This is a genomic window from Robertmurraya dakarensis (assembly GCF_900156875.1).
Classification (GTDB): Bacteria; Bacillota; Bacilli; order Bacillales; family Cytobacillaceae; genus Robertmurraya; species Robertmurraya dakarensis.
The window spans coordinates 277,797-297,096 of sequence record NZ_LT707408.1; the positions used below are offsets into that span (position 1 = coordinate 277,797).

At 36.3% G+C, this 19,300-nt stretch carries 15 protein-coding genes; 9 read left to right on the forward strand and 6 right to left on the reverse strand.

Annotation, left to right across the window (positions count from 1 at the left end; translation table 11 throughout):
* Positions 1-125: 125 nt before the first annotated feature.
* A complete protein-coding gene (locus CZ487_RS02480) occupies positions 126-824 on the reverse strand; it encodes a Crp/Fnr family transcriptional regulator (protein ID WP_077210670.1) in 699 nt (232 codons plus the stop codon).
* A 240-nt stretch (positions 825-1,064) separates the two neighbouring features.
* Between CZ487_RS02480 and CZ487_RS02485 the strand changes: the two genes are divergently transcribed.
* From CZ487_RS02485 to CZ487_RS02500, 4 genes are all read left to right on the forward strand, one after another.
* Positions 1,065-2,561: a nitrate/nitrite transporter gene (locus CZ487_RS02485; RefSeq protein WP_077210671.1), complete on the forward strand. Its 1,497-nt coding sequence runs from the start codon at positions 1,065-1,067 to the stop codon at positions 2,559-2,561.
* Between the two features lie 128 nt (positions 2,562-2,689).
* Positions 2,690-2,911 (forward strand): heavy-metal-associated domain-containing protein, encoded by a 222-nt coding sequence (locus CZ487_RS02490; protein WP_077210672.1) that lies wholly within the window; start codon positions 2,690-2,692, stop codon positions 2,909-2,911.
* A 157-nt stretch (positions 2,912-3,068) separates the two neighbouring features.
* Positions 3,069-4,985 carry a heavy metal translocating P-type ATPase gene (locus CZ487_RS02495; RefSeq protein ID WP_077210673.1) on the forward strand — a complete coding sequence of 639 codons (1,917 nt, stop codon included), beginning with the start codon at positions 3,069-3,071 and terminating at the stop codon, positions 4,983-4,985.
* 43 nt (positions 4,986-5,028) lie between these two features.
* Complete coding sequence (locus CZ487_RS02500) at positions 5,029-5,724, forward strand: Crp/Fnr family transcriptional regulator (RefSeq protein WP_077210674.1); 696 nt, start codon at positions 5,029-5,031, stop codon at positions 5,722-5,724.
* Between the two features lie 236 nt (positions 5,725-5,960).
* On the opposite strand, the gene CZ487_RS02505 is transcribed toward CZ487_RS02500, so the two are convergent.
* Positions 5,961-6,404 (reverse strand): Rrf2 family transcriptional regulator, encoded by a 444-nt coding sequence (locus CZ487_RS02505; RefSeq protein ID WP_077210675.1) that lies wholly within the window; start codon positions 6,402-6,404, stop codon positions 5,961-5,963.
* Between the two features lie 171 nt (positions 6,405-6,575).
* On the opposite strand from CZ487_RS02505, the gene hmpA reads away from it, so the two are divergent.
* Complete coding sequence (hmpA, locus tag CZ487_RS02510; protein WP_077210676.1) at positions 6,576-7,793, forward strand: NO-inducible flavohemoprotein; 1,218 nt, start codon at positions 6,576-6,578, stop codon at positions 7,791-7,793.
* A 1,012-nt stretch (positions 7,794-8,805) separates the two neighbouring features.
* On the opposite strand, the gene CZ487_RS02515 is transcribed toward hmpA, so the two are convergent.
* The 4 genes from CZ487_RS02515 to CZ487_RS02530 all read right to left on the reverse strand — a co-directional run bounded on the left by CZ487_RS02515 (position 8,806) and on the right by CZ487_RS02530 (position 13,366).
* Positions 8,806-9,651 (reverse strand): ComEC/Rec2 family competence protein, encoded by an 846-nt coding sequence (locus CZ487_RS02515; RefSeq protein ID WP_077210677.1) that lies wholly within the window; start codon positions 9,649-9,651, stop codon positions 8,806-8,808.
* 166 nt (positions 9,652-9,817) lie between these two features.
* A complete protein-coding gene (locus CZ487_RS02520; protein ID WP_077210678.1) occupies positions 9,818-11,773 on the reverse strand; it encodes a CotH kinase family protein in 1,956 nt (651 codons plus the stop codon).
* 101 nt (positions 11,774-11,874) lie between these two features.
* A complete protein-coding gene (locus CZ487_RS02525) occupies positions 11,875-12,558 on the reverse strand; it encodes a DUF4956 domain-containing protein (RefSeq protein WP_077210679.1) in 684 nt (227 codons plus the stop codon).
* A 109-nt stretch (positions 12,559-12,667) separates the two neighbouring features.
* On the reverse strand, positions 12,668-13,366 hold the full coding sequence (locus CZ487_RS02530) for a polyphosphate polymerase domain-containing protein (RefSeq protein ID WP_077210680.1): 699 nt from the start codon (positions 13,364-13,366) through the stop codon (positions 12,668-12,670).
* 309 nt (positions 13,367-13,675) lie between these two features.
* Between CZ487_RS02530 and CZ487_RS02535 the strand changes: the two genes are divergently transcribed.
* The 4 genes from CZ487_RS02535 (at position 13,676) to CZ487_RS02550 (ending at position 18,446) form a co-directional block, all read left to right on the forward strand.
* A complete protein-coding gene (locus tag CZ487_RS02535; protein WP_077210681.1) occupies positions 13,676-14,356 on the forward strand; it encodes a response regulator transcription factor in 681 nt (226 codons plus the stop codon).
* Positions 14,340-15,791 (forward strand): HAMP domain-containing sensor histidine kinase, encoded by a 1,452-nt coding sequence (locus tag CZ487_RS02540; RefSeq protein ID WP_237562787.1) that lies wholly within the window; start codon positions 14,340-14,342, stop codon positions 15,789-15,791. Before CZ487_RS02535 ends, CZ487_RS02540 begins: the two co-directional genes overlap by 17 nt.
* 128 nt (positions 15,792-15,919) lie before the next feature.
* Complete coding sequence (locus tag CZ487_RS02545) at positions 15,920-17,179, forward strand: S1C family serine protease (RefSeq protein WP_077210682.1); 1,260 nt, start codon at positions 15,920-15,922, stop codon at positions 17,177-17,179.
* 385 nt (positions 17,180-17,564) lie between these two features.
* A complete protein-coding gene (locus tag CZ487_RS02550) occupies positions 17,565-18,446 on the forward strand; it encodes a peptidylprolyl isomerase (protein ID WP_084783111.1) in 882 nt (293 codons plus the stop codon).
* Positions 18,447-19,300 lie beyond the last annotated feature (854 nt).

Sequence of the window (19,300 nt, forward strand, 5' to 3'; positions counted from 1 at the left end):
AAGGGGAGAAAAAGGGAAACTGTAAAGTACCTCACACATTGATTTTTTTCGACAAAAAATCGACATATATTTTTGGACACAAAAAAGAGGCTGACAAATGGTCGGCCTCTTTTTTAAAACAGTATTTATTCGATGCTGCAGTAGACTGCAGGGCAGTCTTCACAGCCTATTGTATTTTTTAAAAATGAAAGATCATGAACGGTAATTTTTCGCTTATTTACCGAAAGGATTCCTTTTCGCTTTAGTTCATTTATCAATTGATTCGTGCCTTCTCTTGATATCCCGCAAAAATTTCCAAGCTCTTGATGTGTTAGGGGGAGGTCGATTAGGATTCCGTTCGAAACCTTCACACCGTAACTATTTGTCATGCGAATAAGAGTAGAGTATAAGGCTCCTTTTTTCCCATAAAGAACAAGATCTCGGAACTTCATTTGTGTTTTTCGAAAGTGATCACTCATCCATTTGATAAATTCAAATGCTAAGGCGCTATTTTTAAAAATTCCCTTCTCAATTGTATCTTTTCTAATTGCTGCAACTTCAGCCTCTTCTGTTACCAAGGCGCTGAGAAGGTAATAAGGCGATTCAGTAAATAAAGTTAATTCCCCGCAAATATCATTATCACTGCAAATTCTGAGGCATAGCTCCCGTCCATCTGATGTTACTTTGCTTACTTGCACCTTGCCAGAAATGATTATGTATAGCTCGTCAGCTTTTTCACTTTCCCGGAAAAGATACTGTCCTTTTTGCAGTATCATTTTTCGATCGGCAAGTCGAAGGAGTTCTTTTATCTCAATGGAATGCGTTGGTTTTAGCGAGTTAGGCATTTTAATCACCCTGCTTTTTCAGCCATTAGTATATATTTATCTTATCATACGTTCCGCTTAGAATCTTTCTTGAAGCAAGTGATTGCAGGAAAGTTGTGAATAATTTATGAACATCACAATAAGTGTGAACAACTTCACATCTTACCAGCTTATCGTTTTTTACGATAGATTTAAGAATGAGAAGAAGGCCTATATTCTCGGGTAAGAATGATTATAAGGAAATGAAAGGAGACCGAACAAATGAAATCAAAAACATTTCAATTGCCTCTCCAAACATTTAGTTTAATTGCGGGGTTTATGGTGTGGGTAATCCTCTCAGCATTGATTCCATTTATTAAAGAGGATATTAATTTAACAGCAAGTCAATTGTCTTTAGTTACAGCTGTTCCGGTTATACTCGGCTCTATACTGAGGATACCAATTGGCTATTGGACAAATCGCTTTGGAGCTAGGAAATTATTTTTTATCAGCTTTTTGCTGCTACTATTCCCTATTTCCTATATTAGTACAGCCTCATCCTTAACCGATTTATTGATTGGCGGATTGTTTTTAGGGATTAGCGGCGCTGTCTTCTCAGTAGGGGTTACTTCATTGCCAAAGTATTATCCGAAAGAACGTCATGGATTCATTAATGGAATCTATGGAGCTGGTAATATTGGTACGGCGATTACCACGTTTGCAGCACCTGTTATCGCAACATGGTTAGGCTGGCAAACTACCGTACAGCTTTATTTAATTCTAGTCATTGTAGTTGCGTTACTAAACTTTTTGTTTGGTGACAAAGATGAACCAAAGGTTATTACACCATTAAAAGAACAAATTATAAGTGTATATAAAAATGAAAAGCTGTGGTTTCTAAGTTTATTTTATTTCTTAACGTTTGGGTCATTTGTTGCGTTTACTGTCTATCTGCCAAATTTCTTGGTAGCTCATTTTGATTTAGATAAAATTGATGCTGGTTTGCGTACAGCTGGATTTATTGCGATTGCCACTCTTTTTCGCCCAATTGGCGGCTGGCTGAGTGATAAGTTTAATACCTTTAAAATATTACTCGTTGTTTTTGCGGGGTTAACACTATCTGGAATATTATTAGCATTCGATCCTTCTTTAACGTGGTATTCAATAGGGTGCCTAGCCGTTGCTCTATTTGCCGGAATAGGGAATGGAGCTGTATTTAAGCTGCTTCCAATGTACTTCTCAAAACAAGCAGGAATTGTTAATGGGATTGTGTCTGCAATGGGAGGCTTAGGAGGATTTTTCCCACCGTTAATGTTAACGCTCTTGTATAACATAACGGGGCACTACGCAATCGGATTCATGGCTTTATCTCAAGTTGCTCTTGTTTGTTTAATCATCGTTTTATGGATGTTTTATCAAGAAAAATTGGAGATGGCCCATAGAATCATTAGTCATGCAGCAGAAGGCATTATGGTAACAGATTTAAAAGGAAATATTGAACAAGTGAACCCAGCCTTTACGATGGTGACGGGCTATAGTGAAGAAGAAGTGCTTGGGAAAAATCCACGCATATTGAGGTCTGGCAAACATGGGAAGGATTTTTACGATAAAATGTGGCAGTCCATTAAGCAAAATGGATTCTGGCAAGGCGAGATCTGCAATAAAAAGAAAAATGGTCAGCTTTATATAGAATGGGTCTCGATTAGTCCTGTTAAGAATGACGCTGGCGATAATAAAAACTATGTTGCGATGTTCAGTGAAATAAAAAAGGAGTCATAAAGATGATGTTCAATCTCTGCCCCTCACTGGAGGGGTTTTTTATTTAAGCTAATCTTGATTAACGTCAATTATTTTTTTACAGAATGGGCTTAAACTGAAGTTGTCTTAGAGTAAGGGAGGAAAAACAAATGGCAAAAGCAGTCTTTCAATTAGAACCACTAACTTGTCCGTCTTGTATTAAAAAAATTGAAACTACATTAAGTAAGGCAGATGGCGTAGAGTCCGCTAAAGTGTTGTTTAATTCAAGCAAAGTGAAAGCAGAATTTGATGAGAATCAAACGGGTGCTGACCAACTAAAAGAAAAGATTACTAAACTAGGTTATCAGGTACTGTCATCAAAAACTTCATAGGTTAAATTGCGGGCTTATGATCTTGGAGTGGAACATGATTATAGGTCCTTTTTTTTTTGAAATATAAAAAGAACAGACTTGATGCCGGTCAATTTCTTAATACGACAGGTACCTTATCATAAAAGTAGGATGAGAAAACGGAAAGGATGAGATTTACGTGACTGCCTTGGTAAATAAATATAAAAAACCCATTACTGCTTTAGCGTTTGTATTAATAGCCATGGGTTTTGCAGCTGGAGCGTTTAATCATGCTGATATTAAGAATATCTTGCTCATATTTGCAACGATTTTTGCCGGTGTTCCTATTGTTATGAAAGCTTATCAGGCTATTAGAATGAATGTTTTTAGTATTGAGCTGTTAGTCACGATTGCCGTGATCGGGGCGCTTTTTATAGGGGAATATACAGAATCATCCATTGTCACTTTCTTATTTCTATTTGGGGACTATTTAGAAGCGCGTACGTTAGAAAAAACGAGATCTTCTCTTAAAGAACTGGTTGATATGGCGCCTCAAGAGGCCACGGTTTTGAGGGATGGGAATCGAGTAACAATCCCCGTAGAGGATGTAACAGCGGGAGATATTGTTGTCATTAGGTCTGGTGGAAAGGTTCCAGTTGACGGGAAAATTGTTTCTGGTCAAGCTTCCTTGAATGAAGCGGCCGTAACCGGTGAATCCGTGCCTTCGTCTAAAAAGGAGAAAGATCTAGTATTTAGTGGGACGATTGTTGATCATGGCTATATTGAGATCTTAGCTGAAAAGGTGGGAGACGATACGACTTTTGCTAAAATCATTGAATTAGTGGAAGAGGCACAAGAAAACAAATCAAAAACAGAGAAATTTCTTAATAGATTCGCAGGCTTTTATACACCGGCCGTCATAGTATTATCCATACTAGTCTATCTGTTCAGCAGAGATCTTCACCTAGCGATTACTTTTCTTGTGATTGCTTGTCCTGGCGCATTGGTTATTGGCGCCCCTGTATCGAATGTGGCGGGTATAGGGAATGGAGCGAAAAAAGGGGTGCTGGTAAAAGGCGGAGAGGTGATGGATAAGTTCTCAAAGGTAGATACGATCGTATTTGATAAAACAGGTACACTTACAAAAGGAAAACCAGAGGTCACTGATATTAAGAGTTTTAGTCATTATCAGGAAAATGAACTTCTAAAATTAGTTGCCCAAGCTGAAATGATTTCTGAACATCATTTAGGTCAAACGATTGTTCAAGAAGCAAAAGCGAGAAATTTAAGCTTGAATCATGAACCTAAGGAAGGAAAAGTTATTAAAGGAAATGGGATTATTGCAAGGATCGACGGAAGAAAAATAGTGGTTGGAAATCGCAAATTGATAAAGGGGGAAAACATACTTTTATCAAAAGAGATCGAAAGCTATGCCCTAGAACGTGAAAGACTAGGCAATACAGCCATTTTTGCAGCTGTAGATGGGCTGATTGCCGGTGTATTTTCGATTGCTGATGAAATACGTGATGATGCAGTAGAGGCATTGGCAGAAATGAGAAGAAACGGGATTAAAAAGATGGTGATGTTAACGGGCGATAATAGACATACCGCAGAAATAGTTGCTGGTACACTTGGGTTAGATGGGTTTCACGCTGAGTTATTGCCAGGAGATAAAGTGAGATATATTCATCAATTAAAAGCGGCAGGCCATATTGTTGCGATGGCAGGGGATGGCATTAATGATGCACCCGCAATTGCAACAGCTGATATAGGCTTGGCAATGGGTGAAGGTGGCACGGATATTTCAATGGAAACAGCTGATGTTGTTTTGATGGCAGATAAACTCATGCAATTATCTCACGCCTACTCTTTATCAAAAGCGACGATCCGAAACATGAAGCAAAATACATTTTTTGCAGTATTCACGGTTTTTGTACTACTGCTTGGAGTTTTAAATGGGTCTGTCCATTTAGCATCCGGGATGTTTATCCATGAAGCGAGTGTGTTATTAGTGATTTTGAATGGGATGAGATTAATCAAATTTAATCAAAAAAATACGGTGAACGTAGGAAAGTACAAGGAGCAAATGCCTACTTCATCTATTCATGAAGTATAATGGTTCAAAAGATAACTTTTTGTATAAGAAAGGGAGGAGAGGAATGGCTGAAAAAAGGGCTTGTAACCATAGCTGCGCACATCAAGCGTGTATCTCGCTGGTTCCTATTTTTAATCATTTGGAACCAGCGCAAATGGATGAAATTATGCAAACTGTCCAACCTGGCTCTTATAAAAAGGGGGAAGTTATTTATCGTGCTGGAGATCAATCAGATTCCTTATATATCGTTAATAAAGGGAAAATAAGGATATATCGTTTATCTGAATCCGGGAAGGAACAGCTTGTGCGGATTTTGAATCCGGGTAATTTCACCGGTGAGTTAGCATTGTTTCAAGAAAACGTTCATGAAGCCTATGCGGAAGCCGTTGTTGATACAGAAGTTTGTACGATTAAGCGATCAGATCTACAGGAATTTCTTATAAAATATCCATCCATTTCATTGAAGATTTTAAGTGAATTTTCTAATCGTCTCGAAAAATCGGAGAGGCAGACTGCCCGCTTTGCGACTGAGAGAGTCGAAACACGTATAGCTCTATTTTTGGCTGAGTGTGTAGAAGATCAAGATGGTTCCCTTCATATTCAATTACCTATGAGCAAGAAAGATTTAGCTTCTTATTTAGGGACAACGCCGGAAACGATTAGCCGTCGGTTGACTGCATTTGAGGAGCAGGGCTTAATTAAACAGGTAGGTCAGCGGAAAATGGAGATTTTGAAGTTGGATGACTTGCTTCTTATATAAACGTTATTATTCAAACTTTTAAGAGGAGTGTTTTTGTGGTAACCAAACAAGAAATGCCGGTGTTGAAGGAAATATGGAAGTTGACGAGAGGCTGGGAACTTTAGTTAACCTAGTTTTATGAGAAAACTCTTTATGGGGCCTTCAAATCAGGAGTGTCCCTTCTTTGAGGTACTCAAGGCCCCTTCAAGGAGCCCTCAAAATCAAGAATATCATTTTTAACGGTCCCCAACCCCTTATCATTCAAGCGCTGCACGAAATAAATTGTATAACTCATCTTTGTTATCTACAAAATCCGCTAAGGTATACTCATTCAAAACAGCTAGGAAAGCATGAAGTGCTTGGTTTAAAGCGTGTTTTAGTTTACACGAAGGCGAAATGGCGCAATATCCTCCGCCTTGCTGAAAACAATCAACAATATGAAAATCTTCCTCGGTTTTAGAAACAACTTCCCCGATATTTATATCCTTTGGCTTTTTTGCAAGCTTCATGCCGCCATTTCGACCCCGAATCGTCTCAATATACCCAAGCTGGCCAAGATGATGGATGATCTTCATCAGATGGTTTTTAGAGATATCATAGGTTTCGGCAATTTCTTTTATCGTACTCAATTCCCCGTCTTTTTTAAGAGCTAAGAATATCAAAACTCGTAAGGAATAATCCGTATAATTCGTTAACCTCATAGTAAAAAATCCCCTTTGTGTGAGATTGTTTTTATTATAGCACTAAGTTATTTGTACAAGCTCTAAATTGTGACAGTTTTATGAAAGATGTATTCCTAATATATCTTTTATTATCACTATTGTTATATTATAAAGATGTAAATTAAATATATGTTTTAAGGGGATGGACTAATGTTAAGTGAAAAGACAATTGAAATCGTAAAAAGTACAGTACCTGTACTGGAAAAACACGGGAAAGATATCACAACTCGTTTCTATCAGCTAATGTTTAGTAATCATCCGGAACTATTGAATATTTTTAATCATGCCAATCAAAGACAAGGGCGCCAACAAACCGCACTGGCTAACACCGTTTACGCAGCAGCAGCTAATATTGATAACTTAGGGGCGATTATTCCAGTAGTAAAACAAATCGGTGAGAAACACCGTGCATTAGGAGTTCTTCCTGAACATTATCCAATTGTTGGAGAAAATCTATTAGCAGCGATTAAAGCTGTATTAGGGGATGCTGCAACTGATGAAATTATCAATGCTTGGGCTGAAGCATATGGTGTGATTGCCGACGCATTTATCGGAATTGAGGCAGAAATGTATACAGAAGCAAAGGAACAGCAAGGTGGCTGGGAAGGCTTCCGAAACTTTATCGTTGATAAAAAGGTAAAAGAAAGTGAGGTTATTACTTCTTTTTACTTAAAACCAGAGGATGGAAAAGAAATTGCTGATTATCAAGCAGGACAATACCTTACTTTAAAAGTACAGCCTGAAGGTGAAACATATACCCATATTCGCCATTACAGTTTATCAGACGCACCAGGAAAAGATTATTACCGCATCAGTGTGAAACGTGAAGAAAAGGGTGTAGTCTCTAATTTCTTACACAATTCTGTTCAAGAAGGAGATATTATCGCCGCTAGCGCACCAGCGGGAGACTTTGTACTTGAAGAAAACGATACGCCTGCTGTTTTAATCAGCGGTGGAGTCGGTTTAACACCAATGGTCAGCATGCTGCACACGATTGTTGAGAAGCAGCCTGAACGGGAAGTAACATTTATTCATGGTGCATTGAACAGCGACGTACATGCCTTGAGAGAAGAAGTTGCAGAATTAGCCAGCAAAAATGAGAATGTAAAGAGCTTTGTTGCTTATTCTGAACCAAATGCGGAAGATCGTGAAAGTAAGAACTATGATAAAGAGGGCTTTATTGATTTAGGATGGTTGAAATCAATTGTCTCAACTAATCAAGCAGACTTTTATTTCTGTGGACCTGTGCCGTTTATGAAATTGATGTACAGATACTTAAAAGAATGGGGAGTACCACAGGAGAATGTACATTTTGAATTTTTCGGACCGGCAAGTCAACTAGAGGAAGAACCAGTAACAACAGCATAAAAAAGAGGATCGTCTTAGGAGTAAGGCGATCCCTTTATATATTTTCACTTTTTACACTTAACATCAATGAGTTACTTCAGAATTATGTATTAAAATGATATCGAAACGATTGATTTTACTTTTAATTTCCCAATACCCAGAGTCATATTTATGAAGAATATAATAGGCCTCTCCCTGATAAAAAACTTCTTCCATTTTAATCCCTCCGTGTTATTGTTTTATTCCACCTTCTCTTACCCCGGAATGGTTAAGGGTAAACCTCTTATGAAAAAAACAATAAAAAAAAAATCCTTTTTTGAATTCCAAGCCCTTTTTACTTTGTTACACATTTATTTTTTTTCAATAATATTTATTATGTTCTAAAGAATAGTATTTATTTAATTTAAATTGTGCTTTTCTAAGCATCTGATAAACATAACCCCTACTTGTGCCGATATGAATAGCAATTCTTTACACGGTTTACCCCTTTAGTGGACACCTGAAATTATAAAGTGGATTCAGAAACTGGCAAGGGACATTGTTCCATTAAAGCGCCATTTAATGGAATAATACTTCTAAATCTACTTACTATATATATCTTGTATGGGACTGTAAAAAATACAATTAAATTAGAGAAGGAGTTTCCTATAATCGTAAAAAAGGGGTATGTTAAGGAAATCTAAATATAAAAAACTCTAATATTTCCAAGTGTTGTCAGCGAGAAAAAAATAAATCTGCAATTAACAAGAATAATGATAAAGAAAGAAGGACTGTAAAATTATGGTTCCAATTACCTTTGATATGCCCAAAACACTCATGTCTTATTTTTGTTGCAGACGTAAATCAGTGTGTTTGATCTAGCGGCTAATTTCTCTCAACGTTTTTATTTCCGTTTGTATTTCCAAATGGATATTTTAATTTTAATTAGTCTTCACACTCGTTTTAATAAACAAACGTGATGAAACTCCAACTATCTTATGATCGTTATAATCGAAGGGCTTGACAGATATCATTTTTATTTGAGAAAACATCGTTATTGATTTATACGAAGGGATTCTCCATCACTAAAAATAAGAATGTCCCCATTTCTCGTTACATAAACTTCCGTCCCCAATTGTTTTAGAACGTCTATTACCTCTTTTTCTTCTGGGTTTTTATCTGAAGAAGTGATAACAGCGTATTTAGGATGGATTAAGGTGAAAAATTCTGTACTTTTGTCATTATAACGTCCATGATGGGGTACCTTTAAAAGGGTATGCTCCAAATTTCCTGATTCAATTAGTTCTGTAAGACGTTTTTCTTCTGCGTCTCCGGCAAACAAAAATCTATTCTTTCCGTGTTCTACACTGATTACGAGTGAATAATCATTGTCCCCAGAATAAGTATCTTTACGTGGAGGATCAATGGTAAATTGAGCAGTCCCCACCTTAAAAATAAAAACATTTGTTAATTTAAGGGGAGCTATGTCATGATCTTCTAGTGCCACCATATACTTTTTGTAATCCTTACTATCACTCTCGTAATTTGGAGAAATGACATTCAATACCTCAACTTCATTTAAAATTGTATCAACTCCTCCTACATGATCTTTGTCAAAATGAGTTAGTATCAAATAATCAATCATAGTTATCTTATTTTTTTCCATGTAATCAATTATCTCTTCTCCATCCTCATCTTCCCCTGTATCAATCAGAACCGTTTGATCTCCCATGCTCAAGAGGATACTATCGGCTTTACCGATTTTAAAAATAACGATATCTAAGTTATCTTTTACCCCGTTTTCGTTTGTAACCTTTGAAGCACTATAGCTACAACCACCTATTAAATTAGAGATAAATAAACTCAAGCATACGATAATCACATTCTTGATGCTAATCAACTATCCTCACCTCATAACGTTGATCTTCTGTTTTTTCTATATAAAAAGTTAGTTATCTTAAAATCCAATTAAAATTTAATATAAAATCCTATTCTTTTTTAGATAAAAGAGTCACAATGTCGAAAAATAAAAAACCGATTTCTAGACTTGAAACCGGTTTTCTAATTTATCTGCCAATTCGTCGTATAAAAACGATAGCCACCAGTACTATTGATAAATAGATTAGAAGCTGATACACATCTGTTTTGGTGAATTCACCAGTTGCCTCCTCCGTATTGCTTGCTTCATTATTCATCATTGATCTATCCCTGCTGCCATTAGTACCTCCAGGACCTTGCATATCCATATTTTCCATTTGTTCAGCTAAATAGGATTTTTTCTCGTCTGTTGTCATCAAGTCAAAGTCCTCTGGTATTGTAATAGGGAAATTACCGTCTTGAATTCTCTCTAAAAATTGCTCAAATTCTTCGTCTGTCATCGAGTTAATGTCAAAAACGCCGCGCATTCCTTCATTCATTTGTGGGGCATTGCCGTTTTGGAAGGGCTCTCCATTGGCATTTGGCCGACCTGCTTGACCGTCCATTCCAGGCATCATGGAAGATGTTTGTGGTGATTGAACAACAAGTTCGCCAGATAGCTGTGCTAAGATAGACTCACTACGTTGTTTTGCAAATTCAGGTAAACTATTATCTCCACTAACGCCTTCTAAAAACTTTTCCGTTGTTGAAAATTTTGAAGGATCTTCTTCAATATAAGGCTCTAGTAGTTCTCCTAACTTCGTTGTAATGGTAGTAACATTTTCTTCGGTTAAAATTTCTTCAGCAATTTGTCCTAGATACGTTTCATACTGTTCGACGAGGGCTTCATCACTTAATAACACATTCAATAATGGCCGATCGGTTAAGGAAGTCCCTGAAACTGGCTCATAAATGCTAAAGTTAATCGCATCTTCAGACAGTAACTCTCCTGACCCCATCATCATCCCGCCATTTTGCTGGTCTCCTCCTGGTAGCATAGGGGGCTGTCCATTTTCAACTGCCTGACCATTGCCAGGCTCCATTTTTTCATCATTCTGCTGTCTATTTGGCATTTGTGCTGGATCAAAACCTTGGGCTTGCCGAGCATCCTGCTCATTAGTCATTTCGCCGGATGTATCAGCATTCGGAGCCATAGGAGCGCGGCCACCTCCACCCATTCCTATACCAAATCCACCAAAGGACATATTATAATCCCACGGTAAAATGGAAAAGACACCGTCTTCATCCTCATATAAATAATAATTATGCTTCATCTGCCCTTGGTAGCTATCAAGACTAACTAGTGCTGTATTCATAGCAAAATACATGAGCATTTGATCTGTATTCAAATATTCTTCATATCCATCACCATCATTAATTGCTTTAATCATGGAGATCAGCTTCGAGTCATCGGTGTTATCTTCATTCATTTTTACTTCTATTCCTTCGTAATCTTCTAGAGAATCACTAATGTACACAAGATCGCTTCCTGTACCATCAGGCTTATACAAATAACCTTTTGATGTATGATAATTCTGGGCAATGAATGTTTCATCGATTGCCTCTACACCCAGCATGAGCCCATAATAATCACCGTTCACCATGACCTTCACATACGAATGAGCAGGGGTTGCTATACCCATTTGCTCCATTAACTCGTATGAAACGAATTCCTTCATTTGAGTGGAGTCACTAAAATTATTATTTAAATTTAATTTTGTTAAACCGTAATAACTTTGAGTAGAATCATAGTAATTAAAGTCAACTTTTAAGCTATAGCGCTCCGAATCACTCCGCACTACCGAAGTTAAAGAAGAATTTCCTTTCGTTCGAATGGCTGCATTAGAAATCGTTTCTCCATTAATGGTAACGGAAGCTTCCTTGTATTCTTCAGCTGCTGGATTTGCCAAAATATCTGCCCAATCTTCCTCATCAATTGTAATATCAATGGTTGTAACGATATCTTCATTAAATAGCTTTTTATTATATGAATAAGCTGGGTCTGTATTTTCAAGGTCAAATAATTGAACCAAATAAATAGCCCCTATAACTAAGACAATTGCAGCAATCATCGGAAAAATAATCCATCGCATTTTAACTGGCATAATCTACCCTCCACTCATGTTTATTTTTCCTATATGAAAATATCAAAAATTATTAACTTTGGCGGCAATCCTGCCGCCATGTCAATAAGACCTAAATGAGTTTAAGCAGTAAAGTTGCCATCATAACTAAGCATAACTGCCGATTGTATACCTTTCATATCTGAAATACTATTCAAGAAGCTTGTATTTTCGTCTGTTAGGCGAACTTCGTAAGTGATTTCAAAATGATTACCTGAAGCTATAGACTTAGATTTAACACTGTGTTTTTTTGTATGACTTGAGACAATGTGTTCTAAAGCTGATTCAATTGATTGCTCATCATATCTAATAACCAATAAATAAGGATTTTCAATTTTGATTTTGTTAATAAAAAGAATTAATACTAGGCCGATTAAAATAGAACCTATAACTGCTAGTGGAATAAAACCAGCCCCGCATAAAATGCCCACGATGATAGCCCAGAAAAGATAGACAATATCCATTGGATCTTTAATCGGTGTTCTAAAACGGACAATTGATAATGCACCAACCATACCAAGGGACAATAACACGTTAGAAGAGATACCCATGATCACTAAAGAGGTTGCCATGGACATGACAATTAGTGAAATATTAAATGTATGTGAATAAATTACACCTGAAAAGGTTTTTTTATAAACCATATAAATCAATAATCCTAATATAAAAGCTGATACTAACCCGATAATAGAATCAACCACTGAAAAGCTGCTTGTCTTTTCTAAAAAATTCGATTTGAAAATATCATTAAAATTTAAACTTTCCATTCCTATTCCTCCGATTCTTATGTTCTGAAAAAATACGTTTTTCCTAGTACATTAGCGTTTATATAGCCATTTCTAACTCTCTCTATGCTGCAAGGTTTCATAATGTTTTTTACCCATACATTCTACTAATCTGATATTTTGAATACGTTCCTTTTCGTCTGTTCCCAATTTGAAGGAGCTTTTTAATCACTTCCGGTAAAAACTCATCATATTTGACTTCAAGAATGACGATATCAGGATTTGTTTCAAGCACCGGTAAATCTGGATTCAACACATCATTATTTCGAAAGCTTGTTTTAATATTGCTATCAAAGGTAACGCGTACGTTTCCGTATCGGTAAATAAATACTTCTCGTTCATAATCAACCACAGTCACCGGCCTTAACTGAAACATATTCATTTCAAAATATAAGTCACGCATAAGTGGTCTAGAATCGTCCTGCATCCAGGAAATATCACCTAACATAATTTGATCATACTCTTGTGCTGTTATCCGGCACTTTTGTTTGTATGTTAGATTATTGCGTTTACTCTTTTTTTCTAGGTTAAGAAGGCCTGGATTGTAGTCATACAATCTAACACGAAATTTATCTCGTTCATAAAAGCCTTCTTTTTTTTGCGTAAGTACTTTATTATCAAAGTTATCAAAATAAACACTTCGGATAAGATATTTTCCATCTTTATTCGCATGAGGATCGACTTCCATATAGTATTTCAACCTATTTCTGAGAAGGTAACAATCCATTTTTGTCATTTCATGCTTTAATTCATGGCGGCCTTGAACACCGTTTAAGCTAAGTGCTTTCATATATTCATCTCCTTTTCTTTTAAGCCCTGTGAATCACATTATGATGGACAAATTTAACAAAACATAAAGAAGTTTAAACCTCCTTTAGAATTTCTTAATCAATGAGTAGGCTGTTCAACAATGCCCAGTATAAAAGGGAAATATGTCAGGTGTGTGTCAATGGAATATTTGGTATGTTTTGGTGCTGCTTCATTTATCTATTTGGTATTGACATCTTGCTGACTTACTTCTGTGGTAATGTTATAGAGAAAAACAAAAGAGTGAACCAATATTTTGTCGTTTACAAGTTTTCGGGAGGTTATAGTACCAATGAAAATATTAGTTGTGGAAGATGAATATGCAATTAGTCAAGTATTGAAGGCTTATTTGCAAAAAGTTGGCTATGAAGTTGTCCAGGTATATGATGGCGATGATGTATTGGAAAAATTTCATGAATGTTATCCGGATCTTGTTTTGTTGGATGTAATGCTGCCGAATAAAGATGGTTGGGAAATTTTAAAGGAAATAAGGAAAGAAAATAATTGTCCTGTCATTATGCTGACAGCCCTTGGTGATGTAAATTATCGGTTGGATGGGTTAAATATTGGTGCAGATGATTATATATCGAAACCGTTTGTTGCCGATGAGGTTGTTGCCCGTGTGAAAGCTGTATTGAGACGAACGCAAGCAGATAATGATAGTCCGGTGAAACGGTTTGGTCAGTTAGAAATCAATTTAAAAGCACATCAGGTGATGGTGAATGGAAAAAATATTACGCTTACCCCACGTGATTTATCTGTTCTGTTATTTCTGGCAGAGAACCCCAATCAAACTTTTACCCGGGAGCAATTAATCGAACAAATATGGGGCTGGGATTATGATGGGAGCGATCGTGCAGTTGACCTTGCAGTAAAGCGAATTAGAAAATCTTTGCAAGATTGGCCAAGTTATGAAGGTGAAATCAAAACACTTCGAGGATTGGGGTATCAGTTAAGTGTTTATCAAAAATAAAAAACATAAATCAGAGGAAAATAAACACTCAAAGTTTTTCAAAAACGAAAACCGCGTTTCTTTAATTAGATATTGGACAAGCAGATACCTGTTTACATTATGTATAGGACTCATTGCCGTCGCAATTATTTCTGCACTCTGGATCCGTCATAATACATTGGAAAACCGGTTGAACTTGATGTCGGTGCTTGCTGAGGGAATGGCGGACAGGATTGTTGCCATGAATGAAGAGGCGCAACCTCCACCCAATTTTTTCCGTGAGCGAGAGTTGAAGACTGAATTAGAAATTGATCCTTTTACTTATATTGTAGATAAAAATGGAAATGTTATTTCGAGTAATCGGCCCAAAGGGCCAATCGAACAGCAATTAAATCAATCCATTTTAAATAATGAAGACATCATACAGAGGTTGACCATTTATAATCAAGAATTTTTTGCCGTGAAATCACCTATTGAAATAAATGATTCAGTCGTTGGCTGGGTAGTTATGGTCGATTCCAAAGATAAATTAACATATGTTAACCAAGAATATACTCAACTAGCAATTATGATTATAAGTCTTGCATTGTTTGGCTGGGCTGCCATCTATGTTCTGTCAAATCGTTTGGCAAAACCGATTAAAGATGTAGCAGAAGCGGCCAAACTCGTGGCAGAAGGGAATTATCAAATCGATATTCCAAATGAAAATAAAGAAAAAGAGGTTTACGAATTAATCCACTCATTTAAAGAAATGACGAAAAAATTGGAAAGGCTCGAGTCGCTGCGGACCGAGCTACTGGCAGGTGTCACACATGAATTGAAAACCCCTGTAACTTCCATCAGCGGTTTATTACAGGCGCTTAAAGATGAAGTGGTTACGGGAGATGAAGCTAAAGAGTTTTTAAATATATCATTAAATGAAACAGAAAAAATGAAGACAATGGTAGAAGATTTGCTCGCATTCAATCAATTTGCAACAAATACAGTCCCTGTTAATAATGAAATCTATAATATTAATGAAGTCGTAGAAAATGCTCTGTTTAGTTGGCAAGTTGCCCAAAAAGAAGAGATTGAGATCAAACTCCATAAGCTCATCAACCCGGTTGAAGTCACAGTTGATCCAATTCGGTTTGAACAGATCATGACAAATCTGCTGAACAACGCAAAACATGCATTGGGAAATAAAGGTGAAATTTTCGTCGCCTTGATGGAAGATGATACACAAATCATTATCGATGTATCCGATACAGGAAGTGGGATACCTGAAGCGGAACAGCCATTTATTTTTGAACGCTTTTACCGTGGTGAAAAGAAAAAATATAAAATCAGAGGACTAGGTCTTGGATTAGCATTAAGCAAGATGATTATCCAATCCCTTGGTGGAGATTTGGTTTTACTAAAAAGCTCCACGAAAGGAACAACATTTCGAATAACTTTATCCAAAAATAACAGCTAAACATTGGCTGTTATTTTTTTTTGAGAATATTTCCGCTTTAATTATTTGACATCCGCCTGACATAATCCCGAGATAAACTTGAATTTGTAAAGGGAATTTAAACGACCAGCTTGATAGGAGGAATTTATATGTTTAATGAACATGATCATCAAAATAAAATTTCGGAAAATAAAGATGGGAAAAAGAATAGAAGAAAATCAACGGTGAAAGGGTTTTTAACAACTGTAACTGCAGGTGTGATTGGATCGATACTGACATTAGGAGTTGCGCCACAAATCGCTCATATTAAGGAAAACGGGACAACACAAGCTATTCAAGAAGCTTCAGCAATAAATAATCAACAAACCCATTCAACTGATACTTCATTAAACGTTCAACAAGTATCAACCTCGACTGCCGACATTATCGAGAAAGCATCAAAAGCAATTGTCGGAATTACAAATATTCAAAGTGCTAGACAGAATTCATTTCCTAGCTTCTACCAAAATAACAGTGAAGCTAGCCAAGAACTAGAAAGCGGAACAGGCTCAGGTGTCATCTACAAAGTGACAGACAATGAAATATATATTGTAACCAATAATCATGTCATTGAAGAGGCAACTAAGATTGAAGTGACTTTATACAATGAAGATATCGTAACGGCAGAACTGGTCGGCGCTGATTCGTTGACAGATATTGCTTTATTAAAAGTCACTGGAAACTTTAATATTTCTCCTCTAACGTTTGGCAATTCAGACATGTTAAGAGCAGGAGATGACGTCATCGCCATCGGGAACCCTCTTGGTCTTGATTTATATGGAACAGTTACCCAAGGAATTGTCAGTGCAATCAACAGAACTCTAGATGTTTCAACCAGTACCGGAACCTGGGAAATGAATGTCATTCAAACCGATGCTGCGATCAATCCTGGAAATAGTGGTGGTGCACTAATCAATACTTCTGGGGAACTCGTTGGGATTAACAGTATGAAAATCGCCGATGATGAAGTAGAAGGGATAGGTTTTGCTATCCCAAGTAATGACGTAAAGACGATTATTGAAGAATTGACGGAGAATGGGCAAATTATCCGACCATATCTTGGTGTTTCGATGGCAAACCTTTCAGAAGTACCGCAATTCTACTTAGAAAATATCGCTGGTAATCTAACGGAGGGGGTCATTATTACCAGTCTTGATGAATCTGGAACTGCAGCTAAAGCAGGCTTAATGGCAGAAGATATCATTGTCTCAATAAATAGAGAAAAAATAACCGATGCCGATCAACTTAGAAAATTTTTGTATACCGACTTATCTGTAGGCGATACAATAACGATTGAATATTATCGCCAAGGTGAATTGAAAAAAGCTGAAGTTACATTAATAAGCAACCAACCATCATTAAATGAATAGTGGGAAACTATCTTAAAAGATAACTCACTTCTGACGTGTATCCGATAATGGAAGTGGGATACAGGAAGCGGAACAGCCATTTATTATTGAACGCTTTTTCTGTGGTGAAAAGAAAAAATATAAAATCAGGGACTAGGTCTTGGATTAGCATTAAGCAAAATGATTAACCAAGACCTTGGTGGAGATTTAGTTTTACTAAAAAGCTCCACGAAAGGAACAACATTTCGAATAACTTATCCAATAATAACAGCTAAACATTGGCTGTTATTTTTTATGGGAGTTTTTTAGTGGCTATAGATTTGGTTTTGACATTCTACTGACACAATCAATAGTTAATATAATTGTTGTAGTCTAAATTGGTAAAGAAATGAACGGAGGAATACTTATGAAAGAAATTAGAATGACAAAAATTATTAAGGTGATCGTACTTCCATTAGCTTTAAGTGCTATGCTTGTAGGCTGCTCAAGTGGAGATTCTTCAATGATTGCATCAGTAAATGGAGAAAAAATAACTGAAGCTGAATTAAATGAAACATTAACAGCTCAATATGGTGTGGAAGTATTAGATACACTAATTACAGATAAAATTATTGAATTAGAGGCAGAAAAGTTAGATGTATCTGTAACAGAAGAAGAAATAGAGGCGGAATACGAAGTTTATACTGGCCAATATGGAGGGGAGGAAGCCTTTCTTGAAGCTATCTCTTCTTATAATATGGATGTAGAAGATGTAAAGGAAGATATTAAAATATATCTTTTAACGTTAAAATTGATGGAAGACTATGTTGGAATCACAGACGAAGAAGTAAAGACATTTTTTGATGAAAATAATGCTGCTTATGGACAAGCAGCCCAGGTAGAAGCAAGTCATATTTTAGTAGAGGATGAGAAGACGGCTCAAGAAGTTACTGAAAAATTAGATGCCGGGGAAGATTTTGCAGAACTTGCAAAAGAATATTCAACTGATACTGCAACTCAAGAGGATGGTGGTAATTTAGGTTACTTTGGTAAGGGTGAAATGGAAGAAGCTTTCGAAAATACTGCATTCGCCATGGAAATCGATACAATTAGTGAGCCGATTGAAACAGATTATGGTTTCCATGTAATTAAAGTAACGGACAAAATTGAAGAAAAAGAAGCTGTATTTGAAGATGTAAAAGATACAGTTTATCAAGACCTTTTAAATTCAAAAGTCAATGAACAATATTCAACATGGTTAGCAGAAAAAACGGAAGAATATGACATTGAAAATAAATTAACAGACTAATATTTGAATAAAAAAGTAGAAGGGAGTAATTAGATAGTCCTTTTTTCTTTTCTAAAAGAGGTACTTATTTAAGTCCTATTACAAGTTATTTCGGAATAGTAGACAACTTAACTCTAAAGTATTCACAATGAAACATTAAAAATAAGGAGTAGTCTTCAACAATCTAGCGCGATTGTTAAAGACCATTAGTCTAATTCCTCGGTAAAGATGTGAAGTAATTAGACTTTTTTATCTTTCAAAATCCTTAACTTTGTAAATCCATTTTTATTGATAATACTTCATTGGTAAACATATTGGTGAAAATTGGTATATAATGTGACGATCGCTGGTAAAAAACATGGCAGAAGTGGTAAATTCTAATGGCCGTAATCATAGCCCTACTTTTTGTGTTACTGATTATTCCTTCTAAAGAACCCACCACAAAAAAGGGACCCAGATAATTTTCTAGTGAGAGTTCTTTTTATTTTCGGTAAATTTTCGGCAATTAATAAAGTAGTAAATTAACCCATTATAAAAAGCCTTGATATATCAAGGCTTTTTTACGTCCCAGAAGGGATTCGAACCCCCGACCTACAGTTTAGGAAACGGATGGTATTAAAAAGATTGATAAAGTAGAATTATGAAAAAGCCAATTAAATCAATATCTCAACCAGTTTGTTAGGGATAATAACGTTTTTAAAAAAATTAAGAAAGTTTTAGTTCGCTACCAAATTGCTACCAGGGACGTTGCCATTTTAGGTTTACTTTTGTAATTTTTGATAATAATTTGAGGGAGCTTAATATCATATTGTAGAGGAAGGTCCAGCAGAAGACACTGGGGAAAACATTGATGACGTTGAAGAAAATCTAGAAGA

Excerpts from the sequence above, each read along its gene's own strand:
- CZ487_RS02500 (WP_077210674.1), top strand. The coding sequence starts at position 5,029 with ATGGCTGAAAAAAGGGCTTGTAACCATAGCTGCGCACATCAAGCGTGT.
- CZ487_RS02480 (WP_077210670.1), bottom strand. The coding sequence starts at position 824 with ATGCCTAACTCGCTAAAACCAACGCATTCCATTGAGATAAAAGAACTC.
- CZ487_RS02535 (WP_077210681.1), top strand. The coding sequence starts at position 13,676 with ATGAAAATATTAGTTGTGGAAGATGAATATGCAATTAGTCAAGTATTG.
- CZ487_RS02545 (WP_077210682.1), top strand. The coding sequence starts at position 15,920 with ATGTTTAATGAACATGATCATCAAAATAAAATTTCGGAAAATAAAGAT.
- CZ487_RS02505 (WP_077210675.1), bottom strand. The coding sequence starts at position 6,404 with ATGAGGTTAACGAATTATACGGATTATTCCTTACGAGTTTTGATATTC.
- CZ487_RS02520 (WP_077210678.1), bottom strand. The coding sequence starts at position 11,773 with ATGCCAGTTAAAATGCGATGGATTATTTTTCCGATGATTGCTGCAATT.
- CZ487_RS02550 (WP_084783111.1), top strand. The coding sequence starts at position 17,565 with ATGAAAGAAATTAGAATGACAAAAATTATTAAGGTGATCGTACTTCCA.
- hmpA (WP_077210676.1), top strand. The coding sequence starts at position 6,576 with ATGTTAAGTGAAAAGACAATTGAAATCGTAAAAAGTACAGTACCTGTA.
- CZ487_RS02485 (WP_077210671.1), top strand. The coding sequence starts at position 1,065 with ATGAAATCAAAAACATTTCAATTGCCTCTCCAAACATTTAGTTTAATT.
- CZ487_RS02490 (WP_077210672.1), top strand. The coding sequence starts at position 2,690 with ATGGCAAAAGCAGTCTTTCAATTAGAACCACTAACTTGTCCGTCTTGT.
- CZ487_RS02530 (WP_077210680.1), bottom strand. The coding sequence starts at position 13,366 with ATGAAAGCACTTAGCTTAAACGGTGTTCAAGGCCGCCATGAATTAAAG.
- CZ487_RS02525 (WP_077210679.1), bottom strand. The coding sequence starts at position 12,558 with ATGGAAAGTTTAAATTTTAATGATATTTTCAAATCGAATTTTTTAGAA.